Source organism: Rhodoferax sp. GW821-FHT07F03, assembly GCF_059418745.1.
In genome coordinates this window covers 184,270-206,781 of record NZ_JBWKQM010000013.1, presented here as the reverse complement: position 1 = coordinate 206,781, position 22,512 = coordinate 184,270, and the positions used below count along the sequence as shown (strand labels likewise).

At 64.8% G+C, this 22,512-nt stretch carries 21 protein-coding genes; 8 read left to right on the top strand and 13 right to left on the bottom strand.

What is annotated here, in order from left to right:
• Window positions 1-89 precede the first annotated feature (89 nt).
• The 8 genes from AC07R0_RS20685 (at window position 90) to AC07R0_RS20650 (ending at window position 5,414) form a co-directional block, all read left to right on the top strand.
• Window positions 90-227 (top strand): hypothetical protein, encoded by a 138-nt coding sequence (locus AC07R0_RS20685; RefSeq protein WP_495097430.1) that lies wholly within the window; start codon window positions 90-92, stop codon window positions 225-227.
• 269 nt (window positions 228-496) lie between these two features.
• The gene (gene rpmB / locus AC07R0_RS20680; RefSeq protein ID WP_272548698.1) at window positions 497-730 is read left to right on the top strand and encodes a 50S ribosomal protein L28; all 234 of its coding nucleotides are present in this window, start codon (window positions 497-499) and stop codon (window positions 728-730) included.
• Window positions 731-741: 11 nt separating this feature from the next.
• On the top strand, window positions 742-912 hold the full coding sequence (gene rpmG, locus AC07R0_RS20675) for a 50S ribosomal protein L33 (protein WP_495075290.1): 171 nt from the start codon (window positions 742-744) through the stop codon (window positions 910-912).
• 122 nt (window positions 913-1,034) lie between these two features.
• The gene (locus tag AC07R0_RS20670) at window positions 1,035-1,889 is read left to right on the top strand and encodes a 3',5'-nucleoside bisphosphate phosphatase (RefSeq protein WP_495097429.1); all 855 of its coding nucleotides are present in this window, start codon (window positions 1,035-1,037) and stop codon (window positions 1,887-1,889) included.
• Complete coding sequence (locus tag AC07R0_RS20665; RefSeq protein WP_495097428.1) at window positions 1,886-2,776, top strand: DMT family transporter; 891 nt, start codon at window positions 1,886-1,888, stop codon at window positions 2,774-2,776. The genes AC07R0_RS20670 and AC07R0_RS20665 overlap by 4 nt, the downstream gene beginning before the upstream one ends.
• A 10-nt stretch (window positions 2,777-2,786) precedes the next feature.
• On the top strand, window positions 2,787-3,422 hold the full coding sequence (locus tag AC07R0_RS20660) for an L-threonylcarbamoyladenylate synthase (protein WP_495075287.1): 636 nt from the start codon (window positions 2,787-2,789) through the stop codon (window positions 3,420-3,422).
• Window positions 3,423-3,448: 26 nt separating this feature from the next.
• On the top strand, window positions 3,449-4,117 hold the full coding sequence (locus AC07R0_RS20655; protein WP_495106247.1) for a site-2 protease family protein: 669 nt from the start codon (window positions 3,449-3,451) through the stop codon (window positions 4,115-4,117).
• 13 nt (window positions 4,118-4,130) lie between these two features.
• A complete protein-coding gene (locus AC07R0_RS20650; protein WP_495106246.1) occupies window positions 4,131-5,414 on the top strand; it encodes a tryptophan--tRNA ligase in 1,284 nt (427 codons plus the stop codon).
• A 1-nt stretch (window position 5,415) separates the two neighbouring features.
• On the opposite strand, the gene AC07R0_RS20645 is transcribed toward AC07R0_RS20650, so the two are convergent.
• The 13 genes from AC07R0_RS20645 to AC07R0_RS20585 form a co-directional block, all read right to left on the bottom strand.
• Window positions 5,416-6,210 (bottom strand): SDR family oxidoreductase, encoded by a 795-nt coding sequence (locus tag AC07R0_RS20645; RefSeq protein ID WP_495075284.1) that lies wholly within the window; start codon window positions 6,208-6,210, stop codon window positions 5,416-5,418.
• Window positions 6,211-6,240: 30 nt separating this feature from the next.
• A complete protein-coding gene (locus tag AC07R0_RS20640; protein ID WP_495106245.1) occupies window positions 6,241-7,128 on the bottom strand; it encodes a DMT family transporter in 888 nt (295 codons plus the stop codon).
• 69 nt (window positions 7,129-7,197) lie between these two features.
• Complete coding sequence (locus AC07R0_RS20635; protein ID WP_495106244.1) at window positions 7,198-8,547, bottom strand: DUF3422 family protein; 1,350 nt, start codon at window positions 8,545-8,547, stop codon at window positions 7,198-7,200.
• A 57-nt stretch (window positions 8,548-8,604) separates the two neighbouring features.
• Window positions 8,605-10,134 (bottom strand): tripartite tricarboxylate transporter permease, encoded by a 1,530-nt coding sequence (locus tag AC07R0_RS20630; RefSeq protein ID WP_495106243.1) that lies wholly within the window; start codon window positions 10,132-10,134, stop codon window positions 8,605-8,607.
• 27 nt (window positions 10,135-10,161) lie between these two features.
• Window positions 10,162-10,650 carry a tripartite tricarboxylate transporter TctB family protein gene (locus AC07R0_RS20625; protein WP_495106242.1) on the bottom strand — a complete coding sequence of 163 codons (489 nt, stop codon included), beginning with the start codon at window positions 10,648-10,650 and terminating at the stop codon, window positions 10,162-10,164.
• Between the two features lie 103 nt (window positions 10,651-10,753).
• On the bottom strand, window positions 10,754-12,538 hold the full coding sequence (gene tfpB / locus AC07R0_RS20620) for a type IV pilus assembly ATPase TfpB (RefSeq protein WP_495106241.1): 1,785 nt from the start codon (window positions 12,536-12,538) through the stop codon (window positions 10,754-10,756).
• Window positions 12,539-12,551: 13 nt separating this feature from the next.
• Window positions 12,552-13,322, bottom strand: coding sequence for a class I SAM-dependent methyltransferase (locus AC07R0_RS20615; RefSeq protein ID WP_495075279.1), 771 nt, complete (start codon window positions 13,320-13,322; stop codon window positions 12,552-12,554).
• A complete protein-coding gene (locus AC07R0_RS20610; RefSeq protein WP_495106240.1) occupies window positions 13,322-13,828 on the bottom strand; it encodes a DNA-deoxyinosine glycosylase in 507 nt (168 codons plus the stop codon). Before AC07R0_RS20610 ends, AC07R0_RS20615 begins: the two co-directional genes overlap by 1 nt.
• Complete coding sequence (locus tag AC07R0_RS20605) at window positions 13,825-14,691, bottom strand: TatD family hydrolase (protein ID WP_495106239.1); 867 nt, start codon at window positions 14,689-14,691, stop codon at window positions 13,825-13,827. The genes AC07R0_RS20610 and AC07R0_RS20605 overlap by 4 nt, the downstream gene beginning before the upstream one ends.
• Window positions 14,692-14,720: 29 nt before the next feature.
• Window positions 14,721-16,118, bottom strand: a complete 1,398-nt coding sequence (locus AC07R0_RS20600) for a GNAT family N-acetyltransferase (RefSeq protein WP_495106238.1) — start codon at window positions 16,116-16,118, stop codon at window positions 14,721-14,723.
• 17 nt (window positions 16,119-16,135) lie between these two features.
• Window positions 16,136-16,846 (bottom strand): TVP38/TMEM64 family protein, encoded by a 711-nt coding sequence (locus AC07R0_RS20595; RefSeq protein WP_495106237.1) that lies wholly within the window; start codon window positions 16,844-16,846, stop codon window positions 16,136-16,138.
• On the bottom strand, window positions 16,843-20,691 hold the full coding sequence (locus tag AC07R0_RS20590) for a non-ribosomal peptide synthetase (protein WP_495106236.1): 3,849 nt from the start codon (window positions 20,689-20,691) through the stop codon (window positions 16,843-16,845). Before AC07R0_RS20590 ends, AC07R0_RS20595 begins: the two co-directional genes overlap by 4 nt.
• On the bottom strand, window positions 20,679-22,460 hold the full coding sequence (locus AC07R0_RS20585) for a patatin-like phospholipase family protein (protein WP_495106235.1): 1,782 nt from the start codon (window positions 22,458-22,460) through the stop codon (window positions 20,679-20,681). Before AC07R0_RS20585 ends, AC07R0_RS20590 begins: the two co-directional genes overlap by 13 nt.
• Window positions 22,461-22,512 lie beyond the last annotated feature (52 nt).

Sequence of the window (22,512 nt, the reverse complement as noted above, 5' to 3'; positions counted from 1 at the left end):
TTTTGAACACCACCTTGCAGTTCATTCATTTAGCATTCCTGGCTCTGCTGCTCAAAAGATTTTGAACAGGTTCTTAGAAAGACCGCGCCATGAACCAACCCCCTCCCCGCAAAGAAATTCAGCCAAGGTTTGGCCGCCTGCTGGCCGTATGCGCCTTGGCCGTGGTGTTTTGCGGTGTGCTGGTGTGGTTTGCCGGCACCTACCTGGTAGATTGTTGCGGCCCCTGAATCGTCCTGGCACAGAAGAGCACCAGGAACCGCGCGCGACAGGCGCAAGGGCACTGAAACAGTCGCAGAAGACAAACTCAAATCAAGACGCTATAATCATAGGCTTTACTGGATTTGGCGCGCCCGTTTTAATTAGTTTTAATGGGAACAATATCGCCGGTAAATGACTTTTACCGCCACTTCAAGCAGGTGGCGAGGTGCGGCGATTAGCCGTTAATTGCAGTGGCAAGCTTAGAACGCACACCACTGCACAAAATTGGAGTGTCCTCATGGCACGCGTATGCGAAGTAACGGGCAAAGGCCCGATGGTTGGGAACAACGTCTCCCACGCCAACAACAAAACCAAACGTCGGTTCCTGCCGAACCTGCAATACCGCCGCTTCTGGGTCGAAACCGAAAACCGTTGGGTGCGTCTGCGCATTTCCAATGCCGGTCTGCGTTTGATCGACAAAAACGGTATCGACTCTGTGCTCGCCGATCTGCGCGCACGTGGCCAAGCATAAGGAGCTGAATCATGGCAACCAAAGGCGGACGCGAAAAAATCAAGCTGGAATCCACAGCTGGTACTGGTCACTTCTACACCACGACCAAAAACAAGAAAACCATGCCCGAGAAAATGTTGATCAGCAAGTTTGATCCCAAGGCTCGCAAGCATGTGGAATACAAAGAAATCAAGCTGAAGTAATCCAGCCTGGCTCTTTGCCCCGAAACCCGCTCTTACCCAGCGGGTTTTTTTATGCCCGCCTGCATTCCCACCCAATAGCCACCGCGCGGACCAGGGGAAGCGCTAGGGCCTAAAATCAGACCGTGACATCCATACTCAACGCTGACCTCCACTGCCACTCCGTGGTTTCCGACGGTACTCTGACGCCGGAGCAGTTGGCAGCACGCGCCAGCGCCAACGGCGTGGAATTGTGGGCGCTCACTGACCACGACGAAATCGGCGGTCAGGCCCGGGCCGCTGCGGCCGCCAAGGCCCATGGCATGAAATACCTGACCGGGGTTGAAATCTCGGTCACTTTTGCTGGTGAAACGGTACACATCGTTGGACTGGGGTTTGACGCTAACAGCCCGATCATGCAAGACGGACTCGGCGCCACGCGCGGTGGCCGTGGCCCACGCGCTATGGAAATGGCAGCAAGCCTGGCGGCGGCAGGCATCCCCGGCGCCTACGAAGGGGCACTGAAATTTGTCGGCAACCCGGCCTTGATCTCGCGCACCCACTTCGCCCGCTTCCTGGTGGAGTCCGGTGTCTGCAGCGATACCTACGAAGTGTTCCGCCGTTACCTGACCGAAGGCAAACCTGGCTACGTACCCCACCGCTGGGCAGCACTGAAAGACGCAGTGCAATGGATCACCCAGACCGGCGGCGTGGCCGTGATCGCCCACCCTGGTCGCTACAAATTCACTGCCAACGAAGAATACGCGCTGTTCAGCGAATTCAAGGCCCACGGCGGCCAGGCGGTCGAAGTCGTCACAGGTAGCCATACCGTGGCCGAATATGTGGAATACGCCGATGTGGCCAGAGAGTTCGGTCTGGCGGCTTCGCGCGGCAGTGACTTCCACAGCCCCGACGAAAGCCATACCGACCTGGGCACTCTGCCCTATTTGTCCGGCAATCTGACACCCGTCTGGGACCTGCTCGCGGACCGCATCCAGTGAGCCGTCCAGCCTCTGCGTTGACCGGTATTGCGCTGGTCACCGTTGCGGTGGCGTGCTTTGCCACACTCGATACCACGGCCAAATGGACCAATGCCAGCGTGCCTCTGCTGATGACGCTGTGGTTTCGCTATTTCTTCCAGGCCTCGGTCACCACCATCACCATGCTGCCCGTACGGGGCTGGGCGCTGCTGAAAACAGCCCATCCCAAGTTCCAGTGCCTGCGCGGTGTACTGCTGCTGACGACAAGCTTGTTCTCTTTTTTTAGCCTGCGTTACATGCCGGTTGGTGAGTTCACCGCCATCGTGATGATCACTCCGCTGGTGATCACCTTTGTGGCAGCATTGCTGGGGGAAGCCGTATCTCCAACACGCTGGCTGCTGGTCGCCGGTGGTTTCGTGGGCACGCTGATCATCATTCGTCCCGGTGGTGACGCCTTCAGGTGGACCACCCTGCTGCCACTGGGCCTGGTGGCGGCCAACGCCTGGTTCCAGGTGTTGACCAGCCGACTGGCCAAGACAGAAGACCCTTTCACCATGCATTTCTACACCGGCTGGATTGGCACCGTGCTGGCCTCCATACCGCTGCCGTTTGTCTGGGTACAGGTGCATGATTGGCAGCTCTGGGGCGGAATGCTGCTGATGGGACTGATGGGTACGGCCGGCCACTTTCTGCTGATACTTGCCTACGCACGCACCCCAGCGGCCACACTGACGCCCTTTCTGTACGGTCAAATCGGTTTCGCCATGCTGGCGAGCTGGCTGGTCTTCTCACACCTGCCCGATACCTGGGCGACTCTGGGCATTGTGCTGATCGCCATTTGTGGCGCTGGCGGCGCCTGGCTGACCGTGCAAGAACGCCGCATTCAGGTACAACCTACCGAATCCTGATAATCACCCCATGGCCCAGTACTTTGAAATCCACCCCGACAACCCCCAGCCCCGGCTACTCAAGCAGACAGTTGCGCTGCTGGCACAAGGCAAGCTGGTGGCCGTACCCACCGACTCCAGCTACGCCCTCGTCTGCCATCTGGACGACAAGGCCGCTGCCGATCTGCTGCGCCGCACCCGCGGTGTGGACGACAAGCACCACCTGACCTTGTTGTGCCGCGACCTGAGCGAGCTGGCGAACTACGCCCGCGTGGACAACAAGCAGTACCGACTGCTGAAAGCCGCCACGCCCGGTCCCTACACCTTCATCCTGGAAGCCAGCAAGGAAGTGCCACGCCGCCTGAGCCACCCGTCGCGCAAGACGATTGGCCTGCGCGTGCCAGAGCACAAGACCTTGCAGAGCCTGCTGGAACTGCATGGCGCGCCACTGCTGGCCACCACACTGATACCGCCCGGCGAGACCGATCCGCTGAACGACGCGCATGCCATACGCGATTTGTTCGAACACCAGATTGCCGCCGTGCTCGACGCCGGCGCCTGCCCCCTGGAGCCCACCACGGTCATCGATTTGACCGAGATGGGTCACGGAGGTGAACCTGTATTGGTACGCCAGGGCCGCGGCGACTTGTCCGCCATCGGCCTGTAAACCCACCTTTCACCGAGACCCTCCCCGTGGATATCGCCAACCTGATACAGACCATCCTCATCTACGCCCTGCCGGTGCTGTTTGCCATCACCGTGCACGAGGCAGCCCACGGCTACGTCGCTCACCACTATGGCGACAACACCGCCCACCGGCTGGGCCGCATCACGCTGAACCCGCTCAAGCACATTGACCCGATTGGCACCATCGCCATGCCACTGGTGCTGTACTTCCTGACCTCGGGCGCCTTTCTGTTTGGCTACGCCAAGCCGGTGCCGGTCAACTTCGGCAAGCTGCGCAACCCCAAAAAGGACATGATCTGGGTGGCCCTGGCCGGCCCGGCTGCCAACTTTGTACAAGCCTTGCTGTGGGGCGTGCTGCTGTACCTGCTGATTGGTGCCAACATCAACGAGCGTTTCTTTCTGCAGATGTGCCGCGCCGGTCTGACCGTGAACGTAGTTATGTTCGCCTTTAACCTGTTCCCGCTGCCGCCGCTGGACGGTGGCCGCATCCTGGTGGGCCTGCTGCCCTACCGCCAGGCGGTCGCCGTATCGCGGGTGGAGCCCTGGGGCTTCATCATCGTGATGTTGCTGATCACCACGCACATTCTGGACACCTTCTGGCTGGCACCCGTCAAAGCCATCACCGATTTCGTGCTGGGCCTCATGCTGAGCCCCCTGGCCCTTCTCATCAATTGATACTCCTCCCGCCATGACTTCTTCTCGCGTTCTCACCGGCATCACCACCTCGGGCACGCCCCACCTGGGTAATTACGTCGGCTCGATCCGTCCCTCGGTACGCGCCAGCCTGGCGCCGGGTGTGGAAAGCTTTTACTTCCTGGCCGACTACCACGCGCTGATCAAGATCGACGACCCGGCGCGCATCCAGCGCAGCACGCTGGAGATTGCCGCCAGCTGGCTGGCCGCAGGGCTGGACCCGAACCGCGTGGCCTTCTACCGCCAGTCCGATATCCCGGAAATCCCCGAACTCAGCTGGATACTCACCTGCATGAGTGCCAAGGGCATGCTCAACCGCGCCCATGCCTACAAGGCCTCGGTGGACAAAAACCTGGCAGCACTTGCCGACCCGGACGCCGACATCAGCGCAGGCCTGTTCATGTACCCGGTGCTGATGGCCGCCGACATCGTGCTCTTCAACGCCCACAAGGTACCGGTAGGCCGCGACCAGGTGCAGCACATCGAGATGGCGCGCGACATCGCCCAACGCTTCAACCACACCTATGGCGAGCAGTTCGTGCTGCCCGAGGCGCTGATCGAAGAATCCGTTGCCACCCTGCCCGGCCTGGATGGCCGCAAGATGAGCAAGAGCTACGACAACACGATTCCGCTGTTCACCCCCAAGGCCCAGCTGCGCAAGCTGATTGCCGGCATCCTGACCGACTCGCGCGCGCCGGGTGAGGCCAAGGACACCGAAGGCTCGGCCCTGTTCCAGATCTACCAGGCTTTTGCCAGCGAGGCCGAGACCGCCGCCTTGCGCCAGGCCTATGCCGACGGCATCGCCTGGGGCGACGCCAAGCAAATACTGTTCGAGCGCATCGACCAGGAAGTCGCGCCCATGCGCGATGCCTACCAGCGCTACATGGACAACCCCGGCGAGGTGGAAGACATCTTGCAGGCCGGTGCCATCAAGGCCCGCAAGATCGCCACGCCCTTCATCGCCCAGCTGCGCCATGCGGTGGGCTTGCGCAATCTGCGCGCCCAGGCCACGCAAAAATCGGCCAAGGCCGCTAAGGCAGCGCTGCCGGTGTTCAAGCAGTACCGTGAAACCACCGGCAAATTCCACTTCAAGCTGGTCGATGCCCACGGTCGCCTGCTGCTGGAAAGCGCCGGCTTCGACGCGCCCAAGGACGCAGGCCAGGCGATTGCCCGCTTACAGGCCGAAGGCATTGCCAGCCTGGGCGGCCTGCAGCCCGCCGAAGGCGCCAGCCTGGATGACATCACCCAGGCCCTGGAAGCCCTGCAGAACGCGGCCTAAGCTAGAAGGTGCCGGGGTACGCGCCACCATCGGCCAGCACGTTCTGGCCGGTGATGTAGCCGGCCTGCGCACTGCACAAGAAGGCGCAGATCGCGCCAAACTCCTCGGGCGTACCGAATCGCTGGGCGGGAATGGTCTTGCGCCGGGCGTCGGCCACCACGTCAAGGCTCTGCCCCAGCTTGTCGGCCGCGCCCTGCATATTGCCGCGCAGACGGTCGGTATCGAATGCCCCCGGCAGCAGGTTATTGATGGTGACACCCTGCCCGGCAAGCGGGCTGCGCGCCAGGCCAGCGATAAAACCGGTCAAACCGCTGCGCGCGCCATTGCTCAGGCCCAGCACATCGATGGGCGACTTCACCGCGCTGCTGGTGATGTTGACGATGCGGCCAAAGCCACGCGCCGCCATGCCGTCCACCGTGGTCTTGATGAGTTCGATGGGGGTCAGCATGTTTGCGTCCACCGCCTTGATCCAGGCCTCGCGGTCCCAGTTGCGGAAGTCGCCCGTGGGCGGCCCTCCAGCATTGGTGACCACGATGTCGAAATCCTGGCGCATGGCGAATACCGCCGCCCGGCCTTCCGGCGTGGTGATATCTGCAGCACAAAATAGCACGCTAGCGCTTGATTTACCTGCGCAAGAAGCTATCAAATCCGCAGCAGCCGCCTGCAGCGCCGGTGCACCACGGGCCACCATCAGCACGTTCACACCCTCGCGTGCCAAGGCCTGCGCACAGCCCAGGCCCAGGCCTTTGCTGGCCCCGCATACCAAGGCCCAACGGCCCGCGATTCCCAAATCCATATTCGCTCCTTTTTTGCGTTGCAAGCCCGGTCAGGCCGCCTTGCGGGTAAACACATAAATCCCCGCCATCACCAGCACCGTGCCGGCCGCCACAAAGCCGGTGAAGGGCTCGCCCAGGATGAAAACGCCCATGAGAATGGTGGACATCGGCCCCACCATGCCCACCTGGGCGGCGAGACCAGCGCCCAGGCGCTCGATGGCCATCATCACCATCAGCACCGGGGCGGCGGTGCAGGCGGTGGCGTTCAGCACCGACAGCCACAGCACCTCGGGTGCCACCAGCGCGGCGGACATGGGCCGCAACAGCACAAACTGCAGCAGGCAGCACAGGCAGGCCACCGTGGTCGCCAGCCCGACCAGGCGCAGCGAGCCCACGCGCTGCACCATCTGGCCGCTGTAGACCAGGTAGACGGCATAGCTGATGGCGCTGCCAAACACCAGCAAGGCGCCCAGGCCGGCGTTCGCCCCTTGCAGATTGATCTCGTGGCCAAACACCAGCACCACGCCGCCGTAGCACACGGCCATGCCCAGCACCTGCAGCCGGGTGATGGGCTTGCGGTACAGCAGCCAGCCCAGCAGCACCACCAACGTGGGGTTGGTGTACAGGATCAGCCGCTCCAGCGAGGCGCTGATATAGCCCAGGCCGGCAAAGTCCAGGTAGCTGGCCAGGTAGTAGCCGGTCACACCCAGGCCCAGCACACCCCACCAGTCGCGCGCGCTTAAGCGCGGCTTGCCCCGGCTGGACCACCAGGCCATGACGGCGAAGATGGGCAGCGCAAACAGCATGCGGTACATGATGAGGGTGACGGCGTCCACGCCGTAGCGGTAGGCCAGCTTGACGATGATGGCCTTGCCGCTGAAGGCAATCGAGCCGACAAGTGCGAGTAACAGGCCGGTTGCTATGTTTTTTGTAGCCACTGGTGCAGAAGATATAAGCGCTGGAGGCTTATTTTATTTGCAAGCACATAGCCCGCACTGGGCACGGGATTAAGCGTGCTGCTTGCCGAACATGCGATGGTGCAACCGCCGCAGCGACCACCATACACCGCCGGCCACCAGCGGGATCGCCACGGCGGCCGTGCTCTCGGGGCTCCAGGGCCAGCCTATGGCGTGCGCACCCTTGGCCATATAGCTGACCAGGCCGACGATGTAGTAGGTGATGGCCGCCACCGACAGGCCCTCCACCGTGGCCTGCATCTGCAGCTGCAGGCCTTGGCGCGTGTTCATGGTGGTCAGCAGCGCCTGGCTGCTTTGCTGCTGCTCGATCTCCACCCGCGTGCGCAGCAGATTGCTCATGCGCGACACGCGCTGCGACAGCGCGTCCTGCCGCCGCGTGGCCCACTCGCAGGTGCTGCGCGCAGGCGTCAGGCGGCGGTCCATGAATTCGCGGATGGTCTGCATGCCGGCCAGCCGCGACTCGTTGATGTCGGTAATGCGTTTATCCACCAGCTCGAAATACGCCGCGCTGGCCGAAAAGCGCGAATGCGTGGCGGCGTACTGGCTCTCCACCTGGCCGGCCAGCCGGGTCAGGCGGTCCAGCAGCTGGGGCTCATCGTCGCGGTTGGCGCTGCGTATGGCTTCAGCCAGGGATGCCAGCTCCCGCTCGGCAAAAGCCAGCACGTCGGCGGCCTCGCGGGCAGCGGGCAGGCCCAGCAGCGCGGCCATGCGGTAGGTTTCAATCTCCAGCAGGCGCTGCACCAGGCGGCCCAGGCGGCGCGGCGACAGGGACTCGACGCCCGCCGCCTCGGCCTGCGCCGCGCCACCGGCCAGCAGCACGATGCGCGAAAAGCCGTCGGCATGGATGGCGAAGTCGGTGTACACCTTGGCATGCCCGCCGGCCACACTGGAGGCCACCAGCGAGTCCTCGAACAACACCTGCCGCACCAGCGCGTCACCGCCCTGCACCATGGGCGCAGGCAAGGCCCACAGATGCAGGCTCACCAGGCACTGACCGGGCAAGGCGGCAAACCAATCCTGCGGCACAGCCTGCGCGGCGGTCACGGGGTCGCGGCCAAACACCTGCGTGCCGGCCGTGTCGGGCTCCAGGGCGCGCATAAAGGTGTAGGTAACAAACTCGGTATGCATTTCCCAGCGCAGCCGGAACGGCCCCACGTCCATGCGGATATGCGTGGACTGGGCGTCGGGCTGGGCCAGGTGGTGGTCGCGCAGCAAGGCCGCCACATGGGCGCGGCTGGCCTCCCGCCCCACGGCGTCACAAACCATCACCACATGGGAGATGGCCAGCGGCGCCGCCATGGCCTCGGGCGGCCGGGCGTGGATTTCGTTGTGCAGCGCCGTGCGTTGCGGATGTTGCGAAGGGTGGGTAGAAGATGCCATGGTTGGAACTGATTGTGACGCAGACACGTGTCACCTCCGGCAGAAATGCAGCTTGGCTCAGTCCTCGACAAACGCATCTTCACGCTTGCGGCGCACCGCCTGCACCAGCACGATGAGCACCATCAGTGCCGCCACGGTCAGCAGCCCAGCCGACAGGCCCCGGGTGACGAAGATGCTCCAGTCACCGCCCGACTGCTGCAGCGCGTTGCGCAAATGGGCCTCCATGCCCGGCCCCAGCACCACGCCCAGCAGCAGCGGCGCGGGCTCGCAGCCCAGCTTGTGGAACAGATAGCCGACGGCACCCAGGCCCGCCACCAGCCAAACACCAAACACCTGGTGGCTGGTGGTGTAGACCCCGAGCGCGCACAGCAACACGATGCCCGGGAACACCCAAGGGTAAGGCAGCTTCAGCAGCCGGCTCCAGATGCCTATGCCTACCAGTGGCAGGTTCAGCGCCACCAGTATCCCGTGGGCAAGCCACAGCGAGGCCACCAAGCCCCATAACAGCTCGGGCTGAGCCACCATCGCCTGCGGGCCGGGTTGGACGTGGTAGCGGGCCATGGCGCCCACCAGCAGTGCCAACACGGCATTGGACGGAATACCCAGGGCCAGCAGCGGAAGGAACGCGGTCTGCGCACCCGCGTGGTAGGCCGCCTCGGGGCCGGCCACACCACGGATATTGCCCTTGCCGAGTGCGATTTCCATTGCGATGTCGCCGGTCTGCTGGTGCCTGCGCTTTTCCATGGCGTAGCTGGTGAACGCGGCCCGCAGCGCGCCGCCCCCCGGCAGCATGCCAACCACCAAACCCAGGAAGCTACCGCGCCATATGGCGGCGGCCATGTCTTTCATGTCCTGCCGGGTGGGCAGCAGGCCACCGAGCTTGGGGCTCAGCACCTGGCGGTCACCATCGGGCCGGGTCAGTTGGGCGATAGCTTCGGCGTAGACAAACACGCCCATGGCGATAGCCACGCAATCGATACCGTCCGTCAGTTCCGGGATATTGAAACTGAATCGTGGCACGCCCGAAACTCCATCCTTCCCCACCAAGCCCAGCAACAGGCCCAGGACGGCCATAGCCATGGCCTTCAACAGCGAACCCGAGGCCAGCACCACCGCACCGACCAGACCCAGCACCATCAACGAAAAAAACTCCACCGGGCCCCACTGCAGAGCCAGCGCGGCCAACGGCGCAGCCAATGCAGCCAGTACCACGGCACCCACCGAGCCCGCGAACAATGCCCCCAGCACCGAGGCCACCAGTGCCGGCCCGGCGCGGCCCTGGCGGGCCATCTGGTAGCCGTCGAGAGCCGTCACCACGGGCACGGCTTCAGCCGGCAGACGCGCCAGAATGGCGAAAGTGGCGCCTCCATACCGGGTGCCGCAGTAGATGCAGACCAGCATGGTCAACGCAGACAAGGGTGGCAAGCCGTAGGTAGCTGGCAGCAGCATGGCGATGGCAGCCACCGGGCCGATGCCGGGCACAAGCCCGATCAACATCCCCAAGGTGCAGCCTGCCAGCGCATACAACAGATTGGCCGGCGCAAACGCCACGCCCAAGCCCAGCGCCAGGTTATGCAACACATCCATGCCCGCCCTTTAACCTTAGCTTTGGCCTTAGCCGGCCATAAATGCCGGCCAGACCTGTATCTGCAGCTTCAGCAAGGGAATACAGACAAGGTAGCTGCCCAGTGCCAGGGCAGCGGCCAGTGCCAGCGCAGCGCGTAACGCACAGCCCTTGGCCGCCAGCGAGGCCACGAAGACCAGCACAAACACCGCCACCACCAAGCCCATGGGTGGCAAACCTATGGCCGGCAAGCCCGCCAGCAACATGCCAAACGCTGCGTTGGCCACCAGGACGCACAACAGAGGGCGCCAGGCCCAGCGGCCCATCCGGCCGCCATCTTCGGTCTCGGTGACGAGAGACTTGAAGGTGATCAGCAGGCCCAGCAACAGCATCAACAGGCCCAGCAGCAGCGGGAAGTAGCCCGGCCCCATGCCCGTCGCCGTGCCCACTGTGTAGGTGGTGGCACCCCAGGCAAAGGCACCGCCCAGGCCCATGAACATCAGGCCCGAGAAGAAGTCTTTCTGGCTTTTTATTTGCATGTCCCGCCCTCCCAGGCGCCACGAAAACAACGGTGGCGCGATTATGTTGGCACGCCCCCGGCCTCATCGAGCGGGTTCTCCCTAGGCCGAAACCCCGCAGCCATCAGTCCAGCGGCGGTGTGGCGGACAGCACCTCGTCAAGCGTGGTCAGGCCCTCGGCCACACGCAGCGCGCCGGCCAGGCGCAGCGGGCGCATACCGTCGGCCACGCCCTGGCGGCGCAGCGCGTCGATGCTGGGGCCCTGGTTGACCTGGGCCTTGAAGGCCTCGGACACGGTGAGCAGCTCGTACACGCCCATGCGGCCCATGAAGCCGGTCATGCGGCAGTCCACGCAGCCCACCGGTTTGTAGGGCGTGTATTCGGTATTGATCTTCCAGGGCTTGATGGCCGCGCCCAGGGTCTCGCGGGCCAGCACCTCGTCGGGGGCCCGGCACTGTTTGCACAGGGTACGCACCAGGCGCTGGGCCAGCACCCCCAGCACGGTGGCGTTCAGCAGATAAGCAGGCACGCCCAGTTCCATCATGCGGGTGATGGCGGAGGGTGCGTCGTTGGTGTGCAGGGTGGAGAACACCAAGTGGCCGGTCAGCGCCGCCTGTACCGCCATTTCGGCCGTGGCCAGGTCGCGGATTTCGCCGACCATGATGATGTCCGGGTCCTGCCGCATCAGCGCGCGCAGGCCTTCGGTGAAGCCGAAGTCGAGCTGCGGCTGCACCTGGGTCTGGTTGAAGCTGGGCTCGATCATTTCGATCGGGTCTTCCACCGTGCTGACGTTCACCTCCTCGGTAGCCACGCGCTTCAGGGTGGAGTACAGCGTAGTGGTCTTGCCCGAACCGGTGGGGCCGGTCACCAGGATGATGCCGTGCGGGCGTTTCACCAGCGCCTCCCAGCGTTGCGCATCGTGCGGGGTGAAGCCCAAGGCGTCCAGGTCTTTCACCGCGGTGTCGGGGTCAAAAATCCGCATCACCATCTTCTCGCCAAAGGCGGTGGGCAGGGTGGACAAGCGCATTTCCACCTCGTCGCCGCGCGGGTTGCGGGTCTTGATGCGGCCGTCCAGCGGGCGGCGCTTTTCCACCACGTCCATGCGGCCCAGCAGCTTGATGCGGGCCACCATGGCGTTCATCACCGTCATCGGCATTTGGTAGACCGGGTGCAGCACGCCATCGATGCGGAAGCGGATCACGCCCTGCTCGCGGCGAGGCTCCAGGTGGATGTCGCTGGCGCGCTGATTGAAGGCGTACTGCCACAGCCAGTCCACCACCTGCACCACGCTCTGGTCGTTGGCGTCCAGCTGCTTATTGGTCTTGCCCAGTTCCACCAGCTGCTCGAAGCTGCCGGCGCCGATATTGCCGCCGGCCTTTTGCACCGCCTTGACGGACTTGGCCAGCGCGAAGAACTCGGCCGTGTAGCGGTGTATCTCCAGCGGGCTGGCCACCACGCGGCGCACGCTGCGGCGCGACTGGCGCTCTACCTCGCTGACCCAGTCGGTCAGGAAGGGCTCGCTGGTGGCCACCACCACTTCAGACGTGGTGACCTGCACCGGCAGCACCTTGTGGCGCTCGGCATACACGGCGCTCATGGTGTCGGCCACCTTGCCCACCTCGACCTTCAGGGGGTCGATGCGCAGGTACTGCAGACCAGCACGGCCGGCCAGCCACTGCGTCAAGGATTCGATGTCCAGCGGCTTGCCGTCGCTGGCGCGCTGCATGGCCACACTGGCCAGACGTACCAGGGCGGGCTGGGCGCTTTCGGCCTGCGAGCAGCGGGCAATGGTGCGCTGCTGCTCGGTGGGCGAAATCACCCCGTCCTCGGCCAGCCACTGCACCAGCAAGCGCCAGTGCACCGGGCCAGCGTACGGGGTTTTAGCGAGAGTGGGTCCGGCAGCTTTCATGGCAGTGCTTACCTCAGGCTTGTACAGGCTTGAATATCTTCAGCCACTTGGCGGCTGCCAGGCCCCAGCGGGTCTGGATGGCTTCGGCGCGTTCCAGCAGCTCAGCCTGGCTGGGGCGGCTGGGCGTGCGCTGGGCCAGCACGATGGTGTTGCCGTCCTTGGTGGGTTTGAAGGCCCACACCGCGTCGGCGCCAAAGGCTTCGGTGATCTTGGCCACGCTCTGCGGGTAGCTGGAGTCTTCGCCAAACAGGTTGACCGTCATGCAACCCTCTTCGGTTAGCAGCTTGCGGCAGTCGGCGTAGAAGTCGGCGCTGTCCAGCACCGGGGCGGCGGCGTCCTGGTCGTACAGGTCGACCTGCAGCGCATCTATGGTGCCGGCCCAGTCGCTGTTCTGGATCTTCAGCGCCGCGTCGCCCAGCACCACGCGCAGGCGCTCGTCGTCTGGCGGCAGCTTGAACCAGAAGCGGCAGGCCGATAGCACCTGCGGGTTCAGCTCTACCGCTGTGGTGTCCATGCGCAGCTTCTTGCGGCAGAACTTGGTCAGCGTACCGGCCCCCAGGCCCAGCTGCATGGCGCGGCGCTTGGCCACGCTGCTGGCGGGCACGAACAGCAGCCAGGCCATCATGCGGCGCACGTATTCCAGCTCGATATCAAAGGGGGCGTCCAGCAGCATCGAGCCCTGGACCCACTCGGTGCCCAGGTGCAGGGTGCGCACATCACCGTAGTCGCTAAAGTTGACTTCGGGCAGTGCGGCGGCACTTGCCGCGGCAGATTTACGGGCCATCAGATATCCATTCCAAATTGTTCAAATACTTCACGCCAGGCCGCCAGCTTGCGCTCAAAGCTCCAGCTGGCATTCGCCGGGCTGGTGGACGGCAATTTCAGCACCGGCAGGCCCAGGGCCTGGATCTGCGCGGCGTGGCGAAAACTCTCGGCGCCATTGTGCGCGACAGCCTGCAGCGCCGGACAGCGCAGTCGCAGGCCGGCGAAGTCATTTACCTCGGCATTGCGAATCTTTGCATCCAGGCTACCCACGCGCTCGCAGCTGGCGTACACATCCCACAGGCCCACGCCCTTGGACAACATCCAAGCGCTACGTTTTTCATAGCTACTCGCACAGATATCTTCTGCGCTAGCGCCATAAATGGCTGCAAGTATGCGCCAGAACTTGTTTTGCGGATGGCCGTAGTACTGCTGTGCTGCAAGCGAGGCCGCCCCGGGGAAGCTGCCCAGGATCAGCAGGCGCGTGTTGGCCGCCACCAGCGGCGGCAGGCCGACCAGGCGCATCATGCGGCCACCAGCGCGCGCAGCCGGAGCAAGGCGTCCAGCGCGTTGCGGGTGGTGGCCGCCGCCACCGCGTCCACCGGCAGGCCGCGCAAATCGGCCAGCACCGCGCCAATGCGCGGCAGCTCCAGCGGGGAGTTGATGCCCTGCGCCTGGCCCGCAGCGCGCTGGGCGGCCGTGGTGTACAGCCAGTACGGCGGAATGTCAGGTGCATCGGTTTCCAACACCAGGGCCTCCAGCGGCAAGGTGGAAGCCAGGCGGCGCAGCTGCTTGGCCGGCTCAAAGGTCATGGCGCCGCCAAAACCCAGCTTGAAGCCCAGGTCGATGAAGGACTGGGCCTGCTGCGCGCTGCCGTTGAACGCATGGGCAATGCCCTGCCAGCTGCCGCCCAGCGGGCCCGGCCCGGCCACCGCGCGCAAATGCTTGAGCACCAGGTCGGCACTGCGCCGCACATGCAGGATCACCGGCAAGTCGAACTTCCTGGCCAGCTTGAGCTGGGCCCGGTAAAAGTGCTGCTGGCGCGCCAGCATCGCCGGCTCCAGCAGCGCGGGCACAAACAGGTCCAGCCCGATCTCGCCCACCGCCACCAGGCGCGGGTCGTCGCGGTGTGCGGCCAGCGCCTGCTCCAGCCGGTCCAGGTCGTCCTCCTGGGCACGCGGCACAAACAGCGGGTGGATGCCCAACGCATAGGCGTCTCCGGTCTGCTGCGCCAGCAGCCGCACCGTGTCGAAGTTGCTGGCCATGACGCCCTGCAACACGCACATCGCTACATTTTCAATAGCTGCCTGCGCACGTAAATCCAGCGCTAGCGCATGGTTTGGTCCAAATTCCGGGGCATCCAGATGGCAGTGCGTATCGATCCACATCATGCGGGGACTTTAACGCCTGGCGTGGCGTACTAGCCTGAGATGTCACTGTCCGGGTCGTCCAGCGCGCTCAGGCCGTGGGGGATGGTGGGGACGCGGTCGGCGCTGTATTGGTCGAGCAGAAAAACGCTGGCGTTGTCCAGGTCCTTGCCCACTGCGCCAGCTTGCAACACAGCGGCGAATTTGCGCCAGGCCAGGTCGGGCTCGGCCAGGGTAAAACTGTAGGCGAACAGATCGCCCTGCGCCTCGCGGCGCGTGGCCATGACGCGCAGGGCCGAGGTCTCGCTGCTGCCCAGCTGGATGTAAACCTCGGCCCAGACCTGCAGCGGCACCCGGGTCTTGGCATAGGCCTGGAAGCCTTCTTCGTACAGCTCCACCAGCTGCAGGTCCACGGTTTGGGGCGTGCCGTCCAGCGCCACGGCCAGCTGGCCATGGCATTTGACGGAATAGCGCTGGTGCGGCCCGACCTCGATCACCATGACTTCGGGCCAGGGCACGGTGGGCAGCACGGGCTGGTACTGAGGCAGGTTGTAGATGGCGGCCAACTGGGCTTTTTCACGCCCGCTGAGGTCGCGGAACACCTGGGTGCGCTGGTTGAAGAAGTAATCCAGCATGGCCGGCGTCATGACCGGGTCGTTGGTGGTGAAGTAGCGGCGCGTGGGCCAGACGATGTTGGGCAGCCGGCTCTTCACAAAGTAAGAGTACAGGTCCTTGCGGCGCGGCTTGCCCGCGTAGATTTTCTTGAAGGTCTGCAGCGCGGAACGCAGGTTCAGATAGGCGCCTATGGCCGGTGCGCCGTTGGCAAAGTCGTAGTGCTGCACCACATGGCTCTTGAGCCGCTGGAAGAATAGCAGCGACTCGTACATCTCGATCCGGTTCGGGTTCACTGCGATCACCACGTGGGTGGTGTCGAAGTAGCTGGTGCAGTACTGGTACATGAACTTCATCAGCGGAAACAGGATGGAGCCCCCAGTCTTGCGGAACTTCGGGTGCACCGCCAGGGCCGAGATTTCGGCGATACGGCCGCGCTCGGCATGGATATGCGCCAGATCGAACACCGACTGCATCGGAAAGCCAAAGCTGCTCTGGCGGATCAGCGAGATGGTGCCCACCACCTCGCCATCGAACAGTGCGCATAGCGTTGTGGTCGTGGGCAGGGCGTGGTAGATGGTGGCGCGCAGGCCCGAGGGCTGGGGCTGCATGAAGCCACTGTCCACATAGGCGTCGTGCAGCAGGCGGAAGCAGGCCTCCAGCTCGTCCTGGGTTTCGGCGATCTTCAACACCAGCCGGGCGTCGGGGTTTGGGTCGCAATCCACGAATGAGCGGTAAACCGAAAACCGGATCGCCCGGGGAAACAAAGCGAATGCCTTGCGCAAGGCCTGGCGCACGCGTTTGCGGTTACCGGACGAACGAAAGCTACGGGCAGACATGGAACAAGAATAGGTGATTAAGAACGGGTGTGCGGTTTATTTGGAGCCACGGCAGTCGATGCGGCCTTGCGCAGCCAACGGCGCAGTGCCCAAGCGCCCGCCGCCATCAGCGCCACCGTCAGCAGACCCAGCACAACCGTCAGCGGGCCCGGCGCACGCAGCGCGGCCACGATGCGGTCCACGAAGAAGGCCATGACCACCGTGCTGGGCAATATGCCCAGGCCAGTGCCCAGCAGCATGTCACGCAGCCGGATATGCGAAGCACCGGCCACCATGTTGACGATGGCAAATGGCGCCACCGGCACGATGCGCACCAGCACCACGGCCAGCAAGCCGCGTTCGGCCAGGCTGCGGCTGACGGCGTTGACGCGCTCACCGCCCAGGCGCTGCAGCACCTCGCGCCCCAGAAACCAGCCCAGGCTGTAGCTGGCAGCAGCCCCCAGCAAGGCCCCGGCCAGGGTGCAGCCCATGCCGGCCCAGGGCCCGAAGGCGACCATGGTCACCAGCATCAGGAATGTGACCGGCACCGCCAGCGTACTGGCCAGTGCAAAGCCCCCCACCGCCGCCGCCGGACCATAGGACTGGCCCAACTGGCGCAGCGCCGCCACGATGCGGTCGGCGTCCAGCCAGGCGCGCAGGGGCGAAGCGCTCCAGGCCACGGCCAGGCCGACCAGAGCCAGCAGCGCCAACACCAGGCCCGCCACACGCCAACGCAAGGAAGAGCTCAAGGTATCACGTCCATGCGTTCGGTAATGGCCTGGGCCAGGTCGCTGATGTTGCCGTGCTCAAAGATGGAACCGTGCAAGCCCGGAATCTGCTGCTCGTACAAATGCTTGGGCATGAGCCGGCGCCAGGGCGCGAACAGCCAGCGCCCCCAGCTGGACAGGCCGGAGGACTTGAGCAGCAACGTGGGTCCGTCAAAACCCGAGGGCCGGTAGCCCTTGAGCGCCATCACCTGGCTGACCAGGCCGGGGTCGTTGAACATGGCGCCCATGCGCCGCCCGTTCAGGCTCAGCTCCTGCACATGCAGGCGCCGCACCAGCCAGCTGCACAAACGCCAGAACGCGGTGCCGCCCAGGCGCGAGGCCGGGTAGGCGGTGTCGATCAGGAACAGCCCGCGCAAGGGCACTTCGCGTTGGCGCAGCAGGCGTGCGGTTTCCAGCGCCGCGATGCCACCTACCGAGAAGCCGGCCACAAAGCCGGGTCGCTTGCCATGGGCCTGCACGCAGTCGGCATACAGCTCGGCCAGCTCGTGGATTTCGGTAATGGGTTTGTCCAGCGGCGGCTGCAGCATGTGCACGTCACAGGCATTGCCCAGAGCCCGCGCCAGGCTCTGGAAACGCATTAGGTCGCCGTGGCCGGAGACGGCCAGATACAGCGGGACGCGCCCGGTGTCGGCGCCCAGGTTGCGCATCACGTGCGGATCGCCCGCCTGCTGCAACAAGGCTGCGGCCAGGCTTTCCACGGTGGGATGTTCGGTGATGAGGTACATGGGTATCTTGCGGCCCAGCAGCTTTTCGATACCGGTCAGCATGCTCACCGCGGCCAGAGAGTCGCCGCCCAGGTCGAAGAAGTTGTCATGCACGCCCAGGGGGTGCACATCCAGCAGCTCTTCCCACAGGGCCAGCAACTCGGGCTCGTATTTGCGGCTGGGCGCACGGGCTGCACCACCACCGTTGTGGAACCAGGGTTCGGGCAGCGCGTCGTAGTCGATCTTGCCCACGGTACTGGCGGGCAAGCCGGGCAGCAGCGTGATGCCGCTAGGGATCATGTAGTCGGGCAAGCGCACGCGCAGCGCGGCCTGCAGGCTGTCGGGTGTGGCGTGGGCACCACCGGCCACCATCGCTACCCAGGCATGGATCTGCGGCCGGCCCTTGCGCTCTACCAGCTTGGCCGCAGCCTGCAGCACGCCTTCAACGGCAGACAAGGCGGATTCGATTTCGCCCAGTTCGATGCGGTAGCCGCGCAGCTTGATCTGTCGGTCCATGCGCCCCAGGAAATGCAGATTGCCGTCACCGCCCAGCCAGCCCCGGTCGCCGGTGCGGTACATGCGCTGGCCGGGCACAAAGGGGTCGGGCAGAAAGACCTGGGCATCCAGGTCCGGGCGGTTCAGGTAGCCGCGTGCAATCGCGTTGCCGCCAATGAAGACTTCACCGGGCACGCCCATGGGCGCGGGCAGCAAGTCGTGGTCCAGCACATAGATGCGGGTGTCATCTATGGGCCGGCCTATGGGCAGGGCCGTGTCCAGGCGGTGGTTTTCGCACTCCCAGGCGGTGGCAAAAATCGCGGTTTCGGTGGGCCCGTAAACGTTGTACAGCCGGCCCCCGGTCTCCTTCAGGAAACGCTGGGCCAGCTCGGGCGACAGCACCTCGCCACCACAGCAGGCAACACGCAGCTTCAGGCCCTTGCGGTGGCCCGCAGAGTCCAGAAACCGGCTGAGCGTGCTGGGCACAAAGGCCATGATGGTGACGCCATGCTTGACCGCAAAGTCGGCCAGGGTCTCTGGCAGCAAGCGCCCGGGTGGCGGCAGCGCAATGCTGGCGCCGTGCACCAGAGGCAGCAATAGCTCGATCAGCGAAGGGTCGAAAGTGACCTGCGTGGCCTGGGCCGAACGGTCATGCCACTCCACCGCGTAGGCCCGCGACAGCCAGCCCAGGCGGCGCGCCAGCGTGCTGTGCTCGATCATCACGCCCTTGGGCCGCCCCGTGGAGCCCGAGGTGAACAACACATAGGCCAGATCATCCGCAGCCGGCCTGACCGTGAGGCGCGGCACCGGCTGCTGGGCCAATGCGGCCTGCGCCTGCTGCCAATCGACTTGCAGCGTGCAGCCATGCAGGCCGCCCAGACGTTGGGCCAGCGCGGGCTGTATCAGCAAGGCGATGGCGGTACTCTCCTCCAGAATGCCAGCCAGACGGACCAACGGGGCATCCGGGTCCAGCGGCAAAAAGGCAGCGCCGGCCTTGGCCACAGCCAGCAAGGCCACCACCATATCAGCGGAACGCTCCATGGCCATGGCCACGATCTGGTCCTTGCCTGCACCGCAGGCCAACAGGCGCCAGGCCAGATGGGTGGACACCTGGTCCAGCGTGGCGTAGTCCATCTCGCCACCATCCCAGACCAGGGCATTGGCGTCGGGCCGCAGGCCCGCGTGCTGGACAAACTGGGCAATAAAGGGCTCGACCACGGCCATGGAGGCCACGTCCTTGTGCAGGCCATCAATCAGCGCCCAGCGCTCTTGCGGCGGCAGCAAGGGCACGCTGTACACCGAAGCCTGGGGCGTGTCGATAGCGGCCTGCACCAGGTTCAGGATACGGCGCCCCAGCAGCTCCACCTCGCCAGCGGCAAAGCAGGCGTCGCTGGCTTCCAGCGCCAGCTCCACATCCTGGTCAGGGTCAAACTCGCACACCGTCACACCCAGGGGGAAGCGCGCCACGCCGGAGAACAGCTGGCGCGACTCCACCACCTTGGCCTGGCCAAACGACACGGCATAGTCCTGCCGCTCGAAAGACAGCAGCAGGTCGAACAGGCCATCGCGCCGATGGCGCGCCATCTCCAGGGTACGGCCCAGCTCGCTCAGGGGATAGCGCGGATGGCGCAGCGCGGAACGCATGGCACTGCCCGCGGCAGCCAACAGTCCTTCCAGCGTCATATCGGGTGTCAGACTGACAACCACCGGCATCACGCCGACAAACATGCCCAGGGTGTCGCTGAAGCGCCGTCCGCCCCTGTTCAGGCTGGGCACGCCCACCACCACTTCCTGGCGGTTGGCGATGCGCGCAAAGTACAACACCAGCGCTGCCAGGAAATAATTGAAAGCGCTGGAGCCGCGCTCTGCGGCCACCTGGCAAAGTTGCTCGTAGTCCGCGCGCGCCAGGCGCTGCAGGCCGATATGGGCGCGCGGCAGCTCCTGCTGGCGGTTGCTGGCATAGCGCCGTTCTATCAAGGGCTGGGGCAGCACCGGTATCTGCGACTGCCAATACGCAGCATCGCGCTCAAAGGCCGGCGACTGGCGGTAGGCATGCGATTCTTCGATAAATTGGGTGTAGCCCGGTACCAGCTTCGGGCTGGGCACTTCGCCGGCTTCCAACGCGTTGTAGATCTCGCTCCAGCGTTTGCCAACCTGGGTGGTGCCCCAGCCGTCCATCACTAGGTGGTGGAACTGGATCAACAAGCCGTGCAGCACGTCGCTGCCGCGCAGCAGCACGAAGCGCCAGGGCGGCGTGCCATCCAGCACAAAGGGCACGGCCATGCGCTGCTGCCACCAGGTGCGCATGGCGTCCTTGGGGTCGGCCTCGGTGGACAGATTCACCAGGTCCAGGTTCACGGCCACGGTGCTCAGCAGCTTCTGGCTGCCGTCGGCCATGGGCGCCAGGCGCAGGGCCTCGTTTTCCTGCACCAGCAGGGCCAACGCGGCTTGGAAACGATGCAGGTCCAGCGGCCCCACCAGGTAGCAGCAACCGCCGATGTTCAGATGCGCGCTGCCAGCCCAGGTGGCCTGGTCCAACCAGACCTCGCGCTGGCTCAGGGAGAGGTCCAGGTCTTCATGCAAACCCGCAGCGCTCACGGTGTCCATTGCGCGATCTGCTCCACAGCGTAGCGGTAACCCAGCTCGGCAATCTCATCGGCTCGACGGTAGGCCATCATGGGGAAATCGGCCACCGGCGGCTCCAGGTAATGGTCGGCCTGGGCCACGGTGGCGCTGCGCTGGTTCAGCCCCCCGATGTGCCCGGCGCGGTAAAGGATGTCGGCAATACCTGGCGTAGCCCGTGCACCGCGCGAGAAATAACCCTTGACGGTCTGCCGCACGGACAAGCGATTGAGCGCAACGTCCACGCCCATGTCCTGCCGCACATCCACGTCGATGGCGATGATGGTGCCGTTGCCGTTGCGGCGCTCCAGCGGCGTGCCCAGGCGCATGCGCATGGCCTCCACAGGCACGTTCTCCAGGATGGCACCATCTACCAACAGCTCGCCCTGGTGCACCACGGGTGGGAACAGGCCGGCGGGCGAGTTGCTGGCCAGCACGGCACGCCACAGCGGCCCGCTTTCCTGCACCGTGGTGCGGGCCGTGGTGAGGTTGCAGGCGGCAGCGAAATACGGTGTCCACAACGCGTCGATCTGGGTGTCGCCAAACATCAGACGCAGGTCGCGGGCCACGCGCTGGCCCGACACCAGCGAGATCACCGGCAAGGTCAGCCGCTCGCCGCCTTCGGCAAACTTGCGGGTCTGATCGCGGATCTGCTCCAGCGGCAGACCGCAGGCGTACTGGGCGCCAATCAGCGCGCCCATGCTGTTGCCCCCCACCACGTCCACCGGAATCTGCGCCTCGTGCAGAGCACGCAGCACCCCTAAATGTGCAAAGCCACGGGCCCCGCCGCCGCCCAGCACCACACCTACCGCGCGCCCTGTCAGAAAGCGAGCCAGGCGCGCATAGTCAGCGGCATGGCCGCTGCGCACCGGGTAGACGCGCTCCAGCGACCGGCCGGCGCGCCAGGGGCGACGGGCCTCGGGCCACACGGCCTGGGCCGGATGCAGCAGCACCAAATGCTGGCGCTTCATGGCAAAGCCGGGTTCCGCGGCCAAGCTTTGCTCCAGCGCGTTCAGCTCCAGCGGGCTACCCGCCGAGGCCACAAAAATCATCTGGTCGGCCTGCCGAAAAGCCTGCCGCGTCCAGGCCGATGGGCTGGTGTCGGCCTCGTACACCAGAAAGTCGAACTGGTCCTCCAGCACGTCGAAATGGTGTTTGTGCACATCCGTCTGGGCGCCAGGCAATGGATGCACAGCATGCGGACCTATGTACTGGACCGTGCCCATGTGGGCCAGCGCCGCCATCAGCGCCCGAGCCACTTCGGTGGCGGCCGCGCCGCCGGACAGCGGAACCACCACGAAAGCCTGGGCCTGGTGCCGCTTGGCGTGCTGCGCGGTGTGCCGCAAATGGTCAAAAATCACCTGGGTAAAGACGCGGTTCAACTCCAGCGGATACTGGACCAGCAGCGCTTCAAAATGGGCCCGGCTGAGCACCGCCAGGGTGGAGTCGCGCACCGCTGTCACATCTCCCGTCCGTGGCTGGCCCAGGATCAAGCCGACTTCGCCCACGCTCTCGCCGGAACGAATTTCGTTGTAGAGCAACACGCTGCCATCCACATTGCGGCGTGACACCCGCAGCCGCCCGGTCACCACGAAGAGCATGCTGTCCGCAGGTGCGCCCTCTTCCAGCACCAGGTTGCCGCCGCGCACATCCTGCTGCTGCAGCCCGGCGGCCAACGCGTTGAGCGTGGCTTCGCGCAGCGAGCCGAACACCCGGCTGTCGCGTAGCACCTGGATGACCCGCGCGTGGAACATCTCCCGCTCTAGCATTGATTCACATCCTCGTCTTGACCCCTGACGCGTTGTA